The sequence below is a fragment of the Bradyrhizobium sp. RT6a genome, assembly GCF_040547675.1.
Taxonomy (GTDB): domain Bacteria; phylum Pseudomonadota; class Alphaproteobacteria; order Rhizobiales; family Xanthobacteraceae; genus Bradyrhizobium.
The window spans coordinates 38,914-52,941 of the sequence record NZ_JBEPQC010000012.1 but is presented as its reverse complement, the minus strand read 5'-3'; the positions used below and the strand labels follow the sequence as shown (position 1 = coordinate 52,941).

The following is a 14,028-nucleotide window of genomic DNA, read 5'->3' as shown; positions in this document are numbered from 1 at the left end:
GCCGATTGCATTGAGGATGTTGCAGGCGAAACCAAGGCAAGAAGAAGGCCTTCGATATTCCGCTGTCGCGACAGATGATCCTTTGCCTCGTCCGCGCAATCCGGTTCGGCAGACAGATGTATCCTGGGCAAGCACAGGAATTGGTCTTTCCGGCCGACAGCGGATCGGGGCATTTAGCGGAAACAAAAGAACACCGGGACATGCTATCGAAGTGGGGCAACGACCTCCGCCAAGCCTTCCGTACGATCGCAGCATCGGCAGGTGTCTCGGAAATCGACGCCAAGCTGCTGATGAACCATGCCATTCCCGGAGTAAACGGAGGCTACATTACGCGGCACAAGCTTCTCGAAGATCATCTGCGAAGCCAGCAGCGGGCGATCAGCAGCGCCGTATTTTCTGCGTTGGGCGCATCGATGATTCAAGAACGTTCGTTGCAGGCATGGCTCGGAAGAGGTGGCAGCCGACTGGGACTCAACGGGCCCCTTCCGATAGAAAACAAGGTGCAGCTGTACCGGCTGCTCGAATTGAACAGGGATCAATCTGGATCTCTGCGCGCTGAAATTTCGACGGTTCTGCGCTGGCGTATGGATCGGTCCAATCCATCATGGGCAAGTTTGAGCTAGCTCCAGCTAATACGGTCCATGCTCACAGTGCCGACAACCACGCCTGCGCACCTTCGGCCCACACTGGCCGATCGGCACCTGAGAATCGCTGGTTAATCGCAGACAAGACGAGGACTCCCTGCCCGCCAGCTTCAGCTTCTGGAGACGTGCTCCAGCTTGGGACGCCCCAGTGCTTTTCCAGATCCGACTTTCCGGTAGCCCTCTTTCGTCTGTCAATCGTCTGGTCGAGCCGTTACGGTTCCTATTCAATCGGAGAACGGAGCACTATGCGCTTGGCGGTACCATGGCGACCTTTTTTTGCGCGGACCTTCACTGCTGCGCTGGCCATTGCATGGTTGCTGGCGACCCCGTGTCAAAGTCAAGCGGCTGGTCCAACGCCGAAACGCATTCTGATGCTGCATTCATAGCTTCCAGCCGTGGACCGACTATTCCGAGGCCCTTCGCGCCGGAATAAGCCAACGTCCTTTCGTGACCTTTCAGGACCATTCGCTTCTGAATGCCCGGACGGCCAGCGACAAATCAGACGCAGCATTTGTCGACTACCTTCGTGCGCTCAACCATGATCAGCAGCCCGACCTTATCATCGCTATCGGCTCGCCCGCCGCGAATTTCGTGCAGGCGCACCGGAAGGATCTTTTTCCGACAACCCCTATGCTCTTCACGTTGGTAGAGCGTCGCCGGGTGGACCTCGACAAGCTGACCGAATACGACACGGTGGTGGCGGTTGCCAACAACGACGTCGCTTTTTTTGATAACGTCGTGCGCGTCCTGCCCCAAACAAAGACCATCGCCATTGTTGTGGGAGCTTCGCCGGGCGAAACATTTTGGCGGAACGAATTGGCCAAATCCACCGCGCTGTTTGCCGACCGCGTGCAGTTCCGGTGGTACGATGAGCTTTCCTTTGAGGATATGCTCAAAGACGCGGCCAACCTCCCGCCACACAGCGCTATTTTTTGGCTTGGCTTGACTATCGATGCGGCGGGAGTGGCCTATGAAGGCAATAGCGCGTTCTCACGGCTTTTTGACGCCGCCAACGCACCGATCTTTTTCCACGATTCGATCTTTTTCGGTAAGGGCATCGTCGGCGGTCCAATGCAGGTCATTGCCGGGCAGGGCAAGAAGGCCGCGGAGGTCGCCCTCCGCATTCTTGACGGTGAAAGGGCCGGCGACATCAAGCCGACATTCGTCGTCCCGGCAGCGCCTATGTTCGACTGGCGACAAATGCAGCGCTGGGGAATTTCCGAGAGCCGTCTGCCGCCTGGCAGCACCATCTACTTCCGCGAGCCGTCGGTGTGGGAACGGTATTGGTGGCAGATCTCGTTGGTCACCGGCGTTATACTTTTGCAAGGCGGGCTTATATCGACCCTGCTTCGCGAGCATCATCGACGTCATTTGGCGGAAGTGCAGTCCCGGCAACGCATGGCCGAACTGGCCCATGTTAATCGCTTCTCGACGGCGGGCGAATTGACCGCAACAATCGCGCACGAAATCAACCAGCCGCTCGGGTCCATTCTGACTAATGCCGAGACAGCGCAGTTAATCTTAAAATCTCAGAACCCTGACATTTCGGGGCTGGCCGAGATTGTTGACGATATCTTGCGGGATGACCGGCGTGCCAGCGAAGTCATCCGGAGGATGAGGAGCCTCCTTAAGAAGGCACCTTTCGAGCTGAAAAAACTGGATCTCAATGATCTTGTTCGTGAGACCATCGAATTTCTTTCGATGCTGGCCGTTGGACGAAAAGTGGAGCTGATTGGACAGATCATGCCGGAGGCGCTTCCGATCCTGGGCGACCGCATCCAACTTCAGCAAGTCATTCTGAACCTTGTCGTGAACGCGATCGAGGCGATGAAGGACACTCCTAGCGAAAGCCGCATCATCAGCATCGAGACCTCGCGCGCCGAGGGCTCTGCCGAGCTGTCCGTGTCGGATCGCGGATCGGGCATTCCAAAAGACGAATTAAAGGAAGTCTTCGAACCCTTCTTTACCAGCAAAGCGGAAGGCATGGGCATGGGCCTGTCCATCGCCCACACTATCGTTGAAGCGCACCAAGGGGTGATAGCCGCAAAAAATCGAGATCACGGCGGTGCAACGTTCACGATCAGACTTCCTCTTGTTTAATCGGGCAGGACGGTCGGAATCAACACAAAGGCCCTCCTTGCGGACGGCACTTAGATGCCCAAGGCTCCAGTTGCCGAATTCACTAACCATTGGACTGGCGTGGAAATGAAACGCGAGGACTTATTGGCGAGGTTACAAAAGTTGGCCGTCGCGGCTGCTTTGGGGATGCTTGGATCCGAATTGGTGATCACAGCCGTCTCCGCCCAATCATCGGCAAATTGCCGTGCCTAGGCCGAGGACTACTCTCTGCGCTACTCGATGCACGCAAGGTCCAATTTCAGAATCGGGGACCGTCGCGCTGGCGTTAGCACGTTGGCCGCCCATAGGTCCCGCGCCGCTCAACGGTCCACGCTCTTTGACAACGCCTATGCACGTTGCAAGCGCGGCCGATGGCGTAATGGGCATCGGCACGGCAGTCGATCCGGGGGACTCGGTGCAGCAGGCTATTCTCTCTTCGAGCGATCCAGGTGGAAGAACGAAAGTGAAGCCTAGTAGAGCCTTAGGCCCGCTACGCCCAACGCCAGATTGATGCCGAATACGCCCTCGACCGACAGCGGTTGCAGCGAGATCGTGCGGTTGGATCCTCCTATAAGCACATTAGCGCCGAGTCCGATACCGAGCGACGCGTTTCCGCCTGCCCCTACGAAGGTCCCTTGCAACGCGCCTGGACCGATATGGCTCGTCGGCGCAAAGACTCTCCAGAATAATCTTCCCGCGCCGGTGACGCCTACATCCAAGCCAAGGCGAGTTATCCTGCCCCTATAGCGATACAACTGGCCTGCATCTGCGCGGAAGACACAATTCATCCGCTGTCGTGAGCCAATCAGCAATCCAACTCTCGGCCTAGTCTCGCAAGTAAGTCCACCCACTCGGACCGGCTGTCTTTGCGCATGCGCCGGCGTGGCGAATTCGAACATGCATATCGCCAGCAAGAGAAGACTTTTTATCATCAATCTCTCCAAAAGCAGGGTCGCGGTGACGCGGCACGCAACTTCTGTCGTGGTCTGTCGTTAATCTGGTTGATTGGAGCTCAATGTTGTCGTCCCAGATCGACGCAGTAAAAGAGCCTTGAATGTAGCGCCTTGCCTGGCTCGGTCCATTCGGCAAAACCCTGAACAAGTATGTGGGTCTTCACAAGCTTACGCATGCGGCGAAGACTGTCTGACTGACGCATGCGCGCGGGGGCCCGGTTGGCGATGACGCGCTGCGTGAACGTTAGGCAGCTTGGTGATCGTTGGGTTTGACGCGGGAGCTTCCATTCGCAGGGCAGGACTTTCTGCAGACGCGAATCGGGAAGATCTGCGATCCGGGCGAGGACGCCGACTGAAAGAGGGGCACGACGGCGAAGGTTCCGTGGCCGACCTGCTCAGCGAGCGTCGACAATGGGGTCGCTGATTTCGCTCTTAAGCGCGCCGTCTGGCGCTTGCCGCGCGGCATGATATGGAACGGCGCCGGCGGCTGGGTGATCTTGTCGTGGAAATTGAACTTCCCGCGCACGGTCTCGATGACCTTGAACCGGCGCGGATAGCGAGCCTTCCGGCATGTCCCACTCCAAACGGGCGGACCGCGCTCCCGAGGATGGCATTTCAGGGCAGGTGCACGCGCTATCGAGTTGATCTGACCACGGCAAGCCTACAGCACCGACAAGGGTAAATACCGATTTCGCGGCACACCTGGCGCGTTAACGTAACACGGACAGGTACCGACGCAGGAAGTCCATCATGGCTGCCAACACTGCTAACGGCCCGCTACTTCTCGTGAAGAAGCTCGGGGGCGTCATGCTCATCCTTTTCGGCATCATCGGCATTGCCGTTGGTCTTGAATATCGTACCACCGGATTCTCGACCGGAATAACTGGAGCAGGTATTGTAGCTCTTCTCTTGGGCATGGCGCTTCTCGCGCTCAAGATCATCCGTCGTAACGCCAGTTAGTCGGTCATCTCGTACCCGGTGTGGCGCCCCGCGATCCGCCATGATCGCCGCGACGCGCATCGCGTCGATATGACGGTCCAGGAGCAGAGCGACCGGTGGATCTCTCGAAGGGGAGGAAAAGGATGGATCAACGCCAAGTGGACGCGTCCGCGATCATGATCGCACTCACGTGTTTTACAGCCCCCATGGCTGCTGCGATGCTCGGATATACCGCTCATTACAATTTTGGGCTGACTAGACAGGAAATCCGCACCTTAGCGATAATCGGCGCAATCAGCATTGCAATTGCTGTTGCCACGCTAGTGGCGATCGATTTTTTCTATCGAAGGCTGCGCAAACCATGATCCATCCCATGAGGTTAGGCATCCCTGATCGCGCTGGTGATTTTGGTTCCCAGCCCAGTGAGACGGTTCGACGCCTGTGAACAGCCGCTTCACATTGGATTTGCCTGCGAACGGAACAGCACAAAGCAGCCCAAGCGGACAGCCACCCACCGGACTCGGGCATTCAGGACAACGGCGGAGTCCCTTAGGGCGCCACGAGTTTCTTCCGAATGGCATAGCGGACTAGTTCGGCCGTGGAGGACATCCCTAGCTTGCGCATGGCCGATGCACGATGGGTCTCGACGGTCTTTACGCTCAGCTGCAACAGGTCACTTATGGATCTGTTGGTGTGCCCTTCCGCAATCAACTGGACCACGCTCTGCTCGCGCGACGTTAGTAGGGTGTCTGACCTGCCCTGCCTGTTGAGCTGATAGTCGTGGAGCAACTTCTCCACCAGAGCACTGGTGAAGTAGGGCCTGCCGTCGAGCAGCGCTTCGATTGCGGAAATCAGATGCTTCTTAGCATCCGACTTGAACAAAAAACCGCGGACGCCTGCCAGAATAGCTTCGGTCAGCAGTTCCTCGTCCTCATGCATCGTCAAGATCAGCACTTCCGTATGCAGATCGAGTGCCTTCAGCCGGCGGCTGACCTCTAAACCGTTCATGAGCGGCATCGAGTAATCGACGATCACGGCGTCCGATCTCGTCTCGACAGCCAAACTGACTGCTTGTTCACCGTTCGTCGCTTCGCCGGTGACAATCCAGTTGGATTGCGTTTCAACAATCGCGCGAAGTCCCGAACGTACGACCGCATGATCATCCGCAATCAAGATGCGTTTCATGGCGCCGTTCTCGATTCCGGCCGCACCCCTGGAGACGCTCAGTGCGGCAAGGTCAGACGATCATGCCGCTCATGGTTCTAAGCGCCATCCTGCAAAACCCTGAGCCTGCCACCGCGAATGTACCGACGTGGCGGTCCTCAAGAACATCATACGCAGTCATGCCTCGACCAGATGCGAACGAACAGCGTACCGAACCAAACCTGCGGCTGAGTTCACCTCCAGCTTGCGCATCGCGGCCGCTCGATGAGCTTCAGTCGTCTTGACGCTGAGGTTCAGGATCGCGCTAATGCCTTTGTTGCTGTAACCCTCCGCCACCAGTTTGACCACAAGCTGCTCGCGTGGCGTAAGCCTCCGGCGCCCATCTACGCCCTCGCCGCCGTGATCGAGCTCGTCTCGACAGCTTTCGCTGCAGAACCGCTTGTGCGCCAGAAGTGCGTCGACGGCCGCCAACAGCAATCTGTTGGCATCCGACTTCGCGAGAAACGCGTGGGCGCCTGCCTCAAACGCCTGCTGCGCCAGCAGACCCGACTTGTGGACCGTGAAGATCAACACCTCCGTCTGCAACGGATAATCCCTGATCCGCCGTGCGACCTCCACGCCGGTCATCCGCGGCATGGAGAAGTCGATGATGGCCACATGCGGCCGGCTTTCGATTGCCGCCGTCAATGCCTTGCTACCGTCGTTCGCCTCGGCAACGACTTCCCAATCGGCCCGCTGTTCGAGCACCGCTCGCAAGCCCGATCGCACCGCTTCGTGATCATCCGCGATAAGAATGCGTTTCATGGCAGAGCACTCCAATGTCGTTACGCAGTAGCCACCCGCCACCGGTAACCCTTCTTCTTCTTCTCTCAGTGGGCCCCTGCGCGGACCCTCACGGAGGTCGTTGCCCTTCGCCGGCTATCCGCATTCGTCGCGAGCTCACGCGGAAGTACCGCGCGCAAGATGGTGCCGGGGCGCCGTGATGCCGGATCGGATCTGATGTCCAGCGTCCCTCCAATCTGCTCGAGCCTTGCCCTCATCGCCGGAATCCCGACGCCGATTGAAGTCGCCCTTGCTCGTTGCTTGCCGTAGTCTGCGCCAAACCCTTGCCCGTTGTCGCTGACCGTCAATCGAAATTGGTTATCGACCGCGTCGATGACGATGCTCACTTCTGTCGCTTGCGCATGGCGAAATATGTTCGTGAGCGCTTCCTGGACGATCCGCAGCAATGTCCGCTGCTTCTCGTACGGGAGACGATCGACCTCGGGCACGATCCTGCTCGTGACCCGCAATGAGGTCCGAACCGCAAATCCATCGGCGTAGTTTTCTATCGCGGCTTTAAGCTTGTCGACCGTCAGAGTTCGGGGGTGCAGCAGATACGAGAAGGCACGAATTTCTCTGAGGGCCTCGTCGATTGACGCATCGATGTCATCGCAAAGCCGTTCGGCGTCGACCGTATCGCTGATGCTTCGCCGGATCCGCATCAGGCCGAGGCTCGCGGCAATTAAATGCTGACAAGTCGAATCGTGGAGATCGGAAGCAATCCGTTGCTGGATTCCCTCCTGGATGGACGCCAAATCGAGGTCGACATGCGCGTTGTCCGATCCGTGGGTCGCGGCGTCGGGTGCGCTATTGTGCACGCGACGATGGCTCCCGATCAGCCGGTTCGCGCCACTGCCGGCCGGATCCACGACGGGAACAATCGTCGTTTCCATATTTTGCAGCGGGCCCGCAAATGCGAGACGGTGGCGAATCTTCACTTCCGCTCCTTCTGCGAGACAGGCGCGGAGAGCTTCGCGGGTAGATCTGGCGTCGTCCCTGCTCATGCACTTGGACACGTCCATCTCCCGGACGTCGTCGGCCGAAATGCCAAGACGCGACTCGAAGGCCGGATTGATCCCCTCATAGACGAAGCGTCCGCCAGGCAAAGGGCGCACGACGAAAAGAAAATCCGGTGAATACATCCAGTACAGGCGGTCGCTGGCTTCTTCAAACCCGAGCGGCAACCACCCTGTACTGCTGGTTCGAACTGATTCGCGGGCGGGAAAGCTACGGAGCTTCACGGTACGCACTCACTTTGCTGCGGCAACATCCGACATTGCAGATCAACATCGAGACGCGCCGTCCTGCGCGCGCGAGGCGTCCATTGTTAATCAGAGTACGGACGCCCTTGCGGGCCCGCCGGATTATACACCGTCTGGTCGACTGTACCAGAGGTAGTAATTGTCATAGATTAAAATCGCGGATCCATGAGGTGGAACCTGGAGGTGGTCGAATATGAAACTCATTCCAGACTAGGCAGCACTGGATTCAAATGAAGTGCAACAGATGCTAAAGTATCGCAGAAAGCCTTCACGAACTTCTTGTGGCGACAACAGCTCCCCGATGCGCAATCAGCGGCTACCGAGCCTCGTGAAGTCGTTCTCGGGTACCGCCACGGCAATCCGACCGCACCTGGGTCCGTGCGCTACCGGGCTCCAACTCCGCTCGCGCTGGATTTCTTTTTCTTTCCCGCCTTCGCGCTCGGAGCGGGTTGTTGAGGCGGCGAAAGCACCAGCGGATGAGACGGCACCTGGAGGCGGTTAACGCCGACATCATCCCTCAGTGCATCGGTATCCAGGCGCTGGCTCCGGTCAGCAGAATCGCGGGGATCCGCGGAAGCCACGGAGGCGGCCGTTAGACCAACGATGATTCCCACCAATACACACCCGCATCTCGTCATCTTCCCAGCCCTTCAAAACGCGAAATCAAGTCGGGGACCAACCCTGAGATCCCTGTACCGCCGCTCCGGAACGTTCGATGTTCGCGCCTCGTACAATACACTGGTGGTGATCGACACGTTGCTGGCGAAACTATACCTCAGTCCGACGTCCGCTGAGTAGATCTGATCCTGTCGGCCCCTGTTAAGCCCGTCCGTGAACCAAAAGGCTTCGAACAATGGCGTGCTCACAATCGACCATTTCGGGTCCAGCTTGACTTCGATACCCAGCACCGCGTCAAAGCGCCAGCGGCGGGTTTCCGCAAGATCGGAAAACCGGTAGGTCAGGAGCAACAGTGGCGACAGCGTGACATTGTTCACGCGGAAGTCGCGCGCTACCGATCCCATCACGTCGTGGGACGTGAAAGCAAGATCGCGATAGACACCGTCGAAATCGTACCGGTTCTCATAAATAGCGGAGAAGCGCCAGCCGTCCCAATTCTCGGTCAAGCGCGCTCCCATTCGCGCCACTGCGGCGTTGCCGTCCTTCTCGGTCGCAAAGGCCTCGTATTGGGCGCGAGCATAAAGCCGGTACGAGAGGTCGTTTGTAAGGTTCCCATCCAGCCTGAGGCTGACGTCGGGCTCATAATAGAGATCCGACCTGCGGTGGCTCCGGCTGAACAAGGCATTGTCAGTGAAGGTTGGCGCAACGGAGCCAACGACGCTCCATGACGGAGCGGAATAATACGGCACAGGACCGCTCGCCCTCAGTTCGGTGAGATCAACATCCGCCGCCCGAGCGGCTCCAAACAACCCAACAACCAGACAAAGAACCGTCAGCGCGCGCATGGTGTCCCCCGATGGCTTCCGCGTACACCAGGAATCACGGCAGCGTGGGCGGTGATTGTGGCGTGTTAATGATCAGTAACTAAATCTGTGATTGAGGCGGCTGATGCCGTCTGCGGAAGCTCTCCGGAGACTACCCGGCAACAGCCAAATGCCACGCGGCTTCGACGCCCTGCCTTCAGAGCCGGAGCACCCGCAAGGTCGGCTAATAATCCACCGCGTCCCTGGTGATCGGACAGGTCATGCAATGACCGCCTCCCCGGCCGCGTCCCAGTTCTGCACCGACTATGGTGATCACCTCGATCCCCTCCTTGCGCAGCAAGGTGTTGGTGTATGTGTTGCGGTCATAGGCGAACACCACGCCCGGAGAGGCGCAGACCAGGTTCGTACCACTATCCCACTGGGTCCGCTCGCGCATATACGCGTTGCCGCCGGTTTCAATCACGCGCAACTTCTTCAGGCCGAGCGCTTCCGCCACGACATCCACGAACGGCTTTTCATCCCTGCGTAGATCGAGGCCCGCGGAATTGTCGGCGGGCCGGTAAGAAAAGGCCGCGATGCTGTTGACGATATCCGGATAGAGCAGGACGCAATCCCGATCTGCGAACGTGAAGACAGTATCGAGATGCATCGCCGCGCGCAGCTTCGGCATGGCCGCCACAATCACACGTTCGGCCGCTTTTCTCTTGAACAAGGCTGCGGCAACCTGGCTGATCGCCTGCCGCGAGGTGCGCTCACTCAATCCGATCAGAACGTTGCCCTTGCCGATCGGCATCACGTCGCCGCCTTCCAGCGTCGCGAGGCCGTGATCGCGCGTCGGATCGCCCCACCAGACGTTGACCTTGCCGGCGAAATCCGGATGGAACTTGTAGATGGCTGTGGCGAGGATCGGCTCTTCGTGTCGCGCTGGCCAGTAGAGCGAATTCAGCGTGACGCCGCCATAGATCCAGCATGTGGTGTCCCGCGTGTACAAGGTGTTGGGAAGCGGCGGTAGCAAATACTCGGTCATCCCGGCTGCTTCGCGCACCAGCTTGAGCATCTCGCCGCCATGGGCATCCGGAAAGTCGTGAGTCGATACTCCGCCGATCAGAGTTTCCGCCAACTCGCGCGGATTGAGACTTTCCAAATAGCCGCGCAGCTCGTCGATCAGACCGAGACCGACCTGATCGGCAACAACTTGGTTGTCCAGGATCCACTTCCTGGCCTCGGGGATCGCGACCGTCTCGGCGAGCAGATTGTGCATCTCGACGACTTCGATCCCGCGGTCACGCATTTTCTGAACAAAGTCGAAATGGTCGCGCTTGGCATTGTCCACCCACAGCACGTCATCGAACAGCAGAGTATCGCAATTGGAGGGCGTAAGGCGCTGATGGGCCCGCCCTGGCGAGCAGACCATCACCTTCCTCAGCTGGCCGACCTCTGAATGGACGCCGAAGGGAGCCGAGGTGTCCGATGTCTGCTTTGCCATGGGAGTTCTCCCGGGAGTTGCCTGCCTAGATGGTGATGTAGCCGGTGGCCAGTCCGTGTATTCCAACAGCAGCGCCGAGGGCGGCTGCAATGAAGAGGCCCCACTCGATGGCTGTAAAGACCCGCGCCTTCTGTTCCAGGCGCGCCCAGAAATAGAGTGCAGTGCCTGGCGCGTAGAGGATCAAGGACAGCAGCAGGAACTTCATCCCGGCGGCATAGATCAGGAACAGCGTATAGACCAAGGCGGCGCCGGCAAAGATCATGTCGCGCTTGCGATCACGGCTGCTTTTCTCATAGGTCTCGCCGCCACGGACGAGCAGGAGCCCGTAGGCTGCGACGAGGAAGAACGGAATGAGTGACATCACGCTCGTGAGATTGAGCATAAGCGCAAATGCATCCTGCGACCAATAGGTGCTGATGACGAAGAGCTGAACGATCACATTGGTGAGCCAGAGCGCCGCAGCCGGCACCTTGTTCGCATTTTCGGTGCCGAACAAAGCCGGCATATCCTTCGTTCGTCCGGCGGCGGAGAGCACCTCAGCGCAGATTAGCGACCATGCAAGATAGGCCCCCAATACCGAAACCAGGAGCCCGATGCTGACGAAGATCGCGCCCCAATGCCCGACCACCGCCTCCAATACCGTTGCCATGGACGGCTGTCGCATGCCGGCGATCTCGGCGCGGGGCAGCGCGGCATATGGCAGCATGGTCACGAGCACCATCAGGGTCGTAACGATCGCAAACCCTAAAATGGTCGCCGCGCCGACATGCGCCCGTTCCTTGGCATAGCGTGAATAGACGCTCGCGCCCTCGATGCCGAGAAAGACAAACACCGTCACCAGCATGGTCGCGCGAATCTGGTCGAACAGACTCTTGTCCGGCATCCCCTCGCCGCCCCAGAAATTGGCGCGGAAAAGATCGGCTTTGAACGCAAAGACCAGGATAGCAATGAAGACCAGGATCGGCACGATCTTCGCAATCGTGACGATGGTGTTGATCGCCGCGGCCTGCTGCACGCCGCGAAGAATCATGAAGTGAAACAGCCAGATTCCTATCGAGGCGACGATGATAGCGGTGACCGTATTGCCGTCTCCAAAGACAGGAAAGAAGGCGCCCAAGGTCGACTTGATAAGGACCCAATAGGATACGTTGCCGATGCAGCTGCCGATCCAGTATCCGAACGCCGATAGGAAACCAGGATAATCACCAAATCCCTCTTTCGCATAGGCATAGACACCAGCATCGAGCTCTGGCTTTCGTTCAGCCAGCGTTTGGAACACCCGCGCGAGCGTGTACATGCCGCCTCCGGCTATACACCAGGCGAGGACCGCTCCGAACGGACCAGTGGCGATGCCGAATGTTCTCGGGAGCGAGAAGATGCCCGAGCCAACCATCGATCCGACCACCATCGCGGTCAACGCGAACAGGGAGAGCTTCTGGACTGACGGCGTCCCAGTCATGTGAAGACCTCGCGATAGTGCGGGTGCGCAACATCCTGGCCGATCGACTTGCCGGCACTTCACCATGCACCTCGGGCGGAGCCTGGAATATCAGGTGAACTCCTAATCCCGGGACAGGATTCCCCTCGCCGGAGACCAGCGGCTTAGCCGACCGATTGAGCGGAAGTCCCTACCCGCCCCTTCTCTCCGAACCAGCTCACATACAATGTCGGCAGCAAGACCAGCGTCAAAACGGTTGCAACCAGCAGACCGCCCATGATTGCGACGGCCATCGGGCCCCAGAACACTTTTCGGCCGGGATAAGGTCAGCCTCAGGCGCCCCTCCAGCAACAGCGATCAGGAACATTCATCCCCACGCCTCAGGGTTTTCTCCGATCCCAAGCCGACCGATCGAAAGCTAGTGTTCGAAAGCGCGTTCCGCCAGTGGCACGGTTGCACCGGGTGGCGCATCGTGTTGGCCGCGGCGGAGCTTGATCCAGCAGGAGGTTTGCATGTCCGATCTAGTAGCGATCGTGTATCCATCCGAGGCGAAGGCCGAGGAAGTGCGTCAGCGGCTGCTCAAGCTGCAGAAGGAATACCTGATCACCATCAGCGACGCAGTGATCGCCGTGAAGACGGATTCAGGCGGCATCAAGCTCAATCAGCTCGTCAACACGACGTCGATGGGCGCGGTGACCGGCGGTTTCTGGGGACTTCTGATCGGCATGATCTTCCTCAATCCGATCCTCGGTGTCGCCGTCGGCGCAGCTTCCGGCGCACTTGGCGGCGCACTGTCCGATTTCGGCATCGACGACTCCTTCATGAAGGAATTATCAGTATCACTTCACACGGGCAACGCCGCCTTGTTCGTGCTGATCAAGAATATGACTGCGGACAAGGTCTTGAAGGAGATCAAGGACGCCGGAGGGACCGTGCTGAAGACGTCCCTCGACGATGCCAAAGAACAGGCTCTGCGCGACGCACTCGCAAGCGCCGCGGAGCGGCCGGCGGCCTGAAGCCACTTAGCGGCGGTTTCCGGCCAGACGCAGCAGCATCATGAACAGGTTGATAAAGTTGAGATACAACGACAGCGCTGAAATTACCGACTTGCGGCCTCTGGTTGTTTCGTCGTCCCGACTGTCATGCATCGCCTTGATCCGTTGCGTGTCGTAGGCCGTCAGCCCGGCAAACACGCCGACGCCCACAATGGAGATCAGCCAGTCAAGCCCGCTGGATTGCAGGAACAGATTCACCAGGGTGGCGATGATGATTCCGACAAGGCCCATGAACAGGAAGATGCCGAGACCGGATAAGTCGCGCCTTGTGGTATAGCCAAAGACGCTGAGCGCCCCGAACGCCGCCGCGGTGATGAAGAAGACGCGCGCAATCGAGGCGCTGGTGTAGATGTGGAGCAGCGTCGAGAGCGACACGCCGACCAGCGCCGCATAGATGAAGAACAGCAGACGCGCGATCGACACCGACAGCGTATTGATCCGTGAGCCGATGAAGAAAACCAAACCCAGCGGCGCCAGTATGAAGACCCACATCAACGGGCTCTGCAGCAATGCAGGACTGGTGAGCTGATAGGTGAGCCACGCGACAACAGCCGTTAGGCCGACGCCGGCAGCCATATAGTTGTAGATGCGCAGCATGTAGCTACGCAGTCCAGCATCGACCGCGATAGCATCGCCGCCGCCCGCTCCCGCCATCGTCACGTTCGGATCATAGTTCGACATTGCCTGTCTCCTGCCAGAGCTCGC

General features: G+C 58.7%; 13 protein-coding genes and 1 pseudogene. 5 read left to right on the top strand and 9 right to left on the bottom strand.

From position 1 onward, the window contains the following. Window positions 1-116 precede the first annotated feature (116 nt). A complete protein-coding gene (locus ABIC03_RS36530) occupies window positions 117-623 on the top strand; it encodes a site-specific integrase (protein WP_502916870.1) in 507 nt (168 codons plus the stop codon). 468 nt (window positions 624-1,091) lie between these two features. Next, a complete protein-coding gene (locus ABIC03_RS36525) occupies window positions 1,092-2,744 on the top strand; it encodes a sensor histidine kinase (RefSeq protein WP_354065437.1) in 1,653 nt (550 codons plus the stop codon). A gap of 488 nt (window positions 2,745-3,232) precedes the next feature. Here ABIC03_RS36525 and ABIC03_RS36520 read toward each other — a convergent pair whose 3' ends face one another. Further along, complete coding sequence (locus tag ABIC03_RS36520; protein ID WP_275173375.1) at window positions 3,233-3,661, bottom strand: DUF992 domain-containing protein; 429 nt, start codon at window positions 3,659-3,661, stop codon at window positions 3,233-3,235. A 409-nt stretch (window positions 3,662-4,070) separates the two neighbouring features. Next, window positions 4,071-4,265 (bottom strand): annotated as a pseudogene (locus tag ABIC03_RS39335) (IS66 family transposase); the annotation flags it as partial. A 200-nt stretch (window positions 4,266-4,465) separates the two neighbouring features. Between ABIC03_RS39335 and ABIC03_RS36515 the strand changes: the two are divergent. Continuing rightward, entirely contained in the window at window positions 4,466-4,675 is a 210-nt protein-coding gene (locus ABIC03_RS36515) for a hypothetical protein (protein ID WP_354065435.1), read from the top strand. Between the two features lie 122 nt (window positions 4,676-4,797). After that, entirely contained in the window at window positions 4,798-5,019 is a 222-nt protein-coding gene (locus ABIC03_RS36510; protein ID WP_354065433.1) for a hypothetical protein, read from the top strand. 184 nt (window positions 5,020-5,203) lie between these two features. Here the strand turns inward: ABIC03_RS36510 and ABIC03_RS36505 are convergent, their stop codons facing one another. The 6 genes from ABIC03_RS36505 to ABIC03_RS36480 all read right to left on the bottom strand — a co-directional run bounded on the left by ABIC03_RS36505 (window position 5,204) and on the right by ABIC03_RS36480 (window position 12,289). After that, the gene (locus ABIC03_RS36505) at window positions 5,204-5,839 is read right to left on the bottom strand and encodes a response regulator (protein ID WP_354065431.1); all 636 of its coding nucleotides are present in this window, start codon (window positions 5,837-5,839) and stop codon (window positions 5,204-5,206) included. Between the two features lie 156 nt (window positions 5,840-5,995). Continuing rightward, entirely contained in the window at window positions 5,996-6,622 is a 627-nt protein-coding gene (locus ABIC03_RS36500; protein WP_354065429.1) for a response regulator, read from the bottom strand. A gap of 65 nt (window positions 6,623-6,687) precedes the next feature. Continuing rightward, complete coding sequence (locus ABIC03_RS36495) at window positions 6,688-7,881, bottom strand: sensor histidine kinase (protein ID WP_354065427.1); 1,194 nt, start codon at window positions 7,879-7,881, stop codon at window positions 6,688-6,690. Between the two features lie 671 nt (window positions 7,882-8,552). Next, complete coding sequence (locus ABIC03_RS36490) at window positions 8,553-9,365, bottom strand: outer membrane beta-barrel protein (RefSeq protein WP_354065425.1); 813 nt, start codon at window positions 9,363-9,365, stop codon at window positions 8,553-8,555. A gap of 202 nt (window positions 9,366-9,567) precedes the next feature. After that, complete coding sequence (arcA, locus tag ABIC03_RS36485; protein ID WP_354065649.1) at window positions 9,568-10,830, bottom strand: arginine deiminase; 1,263 nt, start codon at window positions 10,828-10,830, stop codon at window positions 9,568-9,570. Window positions 10,831-10,855: 25 nt separating this feature from the next. After that, entirely contained in the window at window positions 10,856-12,289 is a 1,434-nt protein-coding gene (locus ABIC03_RS36480) for a basic amino acid/polyamine antiporter (protein ID WP_354065423.1), read from the bottom strand. 491 nt (window positions 12,290-12,780) lie between these two features. Here ABIC03_RS36480 and ABIC03_RS36475 point away from each other — a divergent pair, with 491 nt between their 5' ends. Beyond that, entirely contained in the window at window positions 12,781-13,284 is a 504-nt protein-coding gene (locus ABIC03_RS36475; protein WP_007601211.1) for a DUF1269 domain-containing protein, read from the top strand. Window positions 13,285-13,290: 6 nt separating this feature from the next. Here the strand turns inward: ABIC03_RS36475 and ABIC03_RS36470 are convergent, their stop codons facing one another. Next, window positions 13,291-14,004, bottom strand: a complete 714-nt coding sequence (locus ABIC03_RS36470) for a Bax inhibitor-1/YccA family protein (protein ID WP_354065421.1) — start codon at window positions 14,002-14,004, stop codon at window positions 13,291-13,293. Window positions 14,005-14,028 lie beyond the last annotated feature (24 nt).

What these genes read in the sequence shown, in the direction of transcription:
- ABIC03_RS36515 (WP_354065435.1), top strand. Translation starts at nt 4,466, where the DNA reads ATGGCTGCCAACACTGCTAACGGCCCGCTACTTCTCGTGAAGAAGCTC.
- ABIC03_RS36475 (WP_007601211.1), top strand. Translation starts at nt 12,781, where the DNA reads ATGTCCGATCTAGTAGCGATCGTGTATCCATCCGAGGCGAAGGCCGAG.
- ABIC03_RS36505 (WP_354065431.1), bottom strand. Translation starts at nt 5,839, where the DNA reads ATGAAACGCATCTTGATTGCGGATGATCATGCGGTCGTACGTTCGGGA.
- ABIC03_RS36530 (WP_502916870.1), top strand. Translation starts at nt 117, where the DNA reads ATGTATCCTGGGCAAGCACAGGAATTGGTCTTTCCGGCCGACAGCGGA.
- ABIC03_RS36500 (WP_354065429.1), bottom strand. Translation starts at nt 6,622, where the DNA reads ATGAAACGCATTCTTATCGCGGATGATCACGAAGCGGTGCGATCGGGC.
- ABIC03_RS36510 (WP_354065433.1), top strand. Translation starts at nt 4,798, where the DNA reads ATGGATCAACGCCAAGTGGACGCGTCCGCGATCATGATCGCACTCACG.
- ABIC03_RS36480 (WP_354065423.1), bottom strand. Translation starts at nt 12,289, where the DNA reads ATGACTGGGACGCCGTCAGTCCAGAAGCTCTCCCTGTTCGCGTTGACC.
- arcA (WP_354065649.1), bottom strand. Translation starts at nt 10,830, where the DNA reads ATGGCAAAGCAGACATCGGACACCTCGGCTCCCTTCGGCGTCCATTCA.
- ABIC03_RS36470 (WP_354065421.1), bottom strand. Translation starts at nt 14,004, where the DNA reads ATGTCGAACTATGATCCGAACGTGACGATGGCGGGAGCGGGCGGCGGC.
- ABIC03_RS36490 (WP_354065425.1), bottom strand. Translation starts at nt 9,365, where the DNA reads ATGCGCGCGCTGACGGTTCTTTGTCTGGTTGTTGGGTTGTTTGGAGCC.
- ABIC03_RS36520 (WP_275173375.1), bottom strand. Translation starts at nt 3,661, where the DNA reads ATGTTCGAATTCGCCACGCCGGCGCATGCGCAAAGACAGCCGGTCCGA.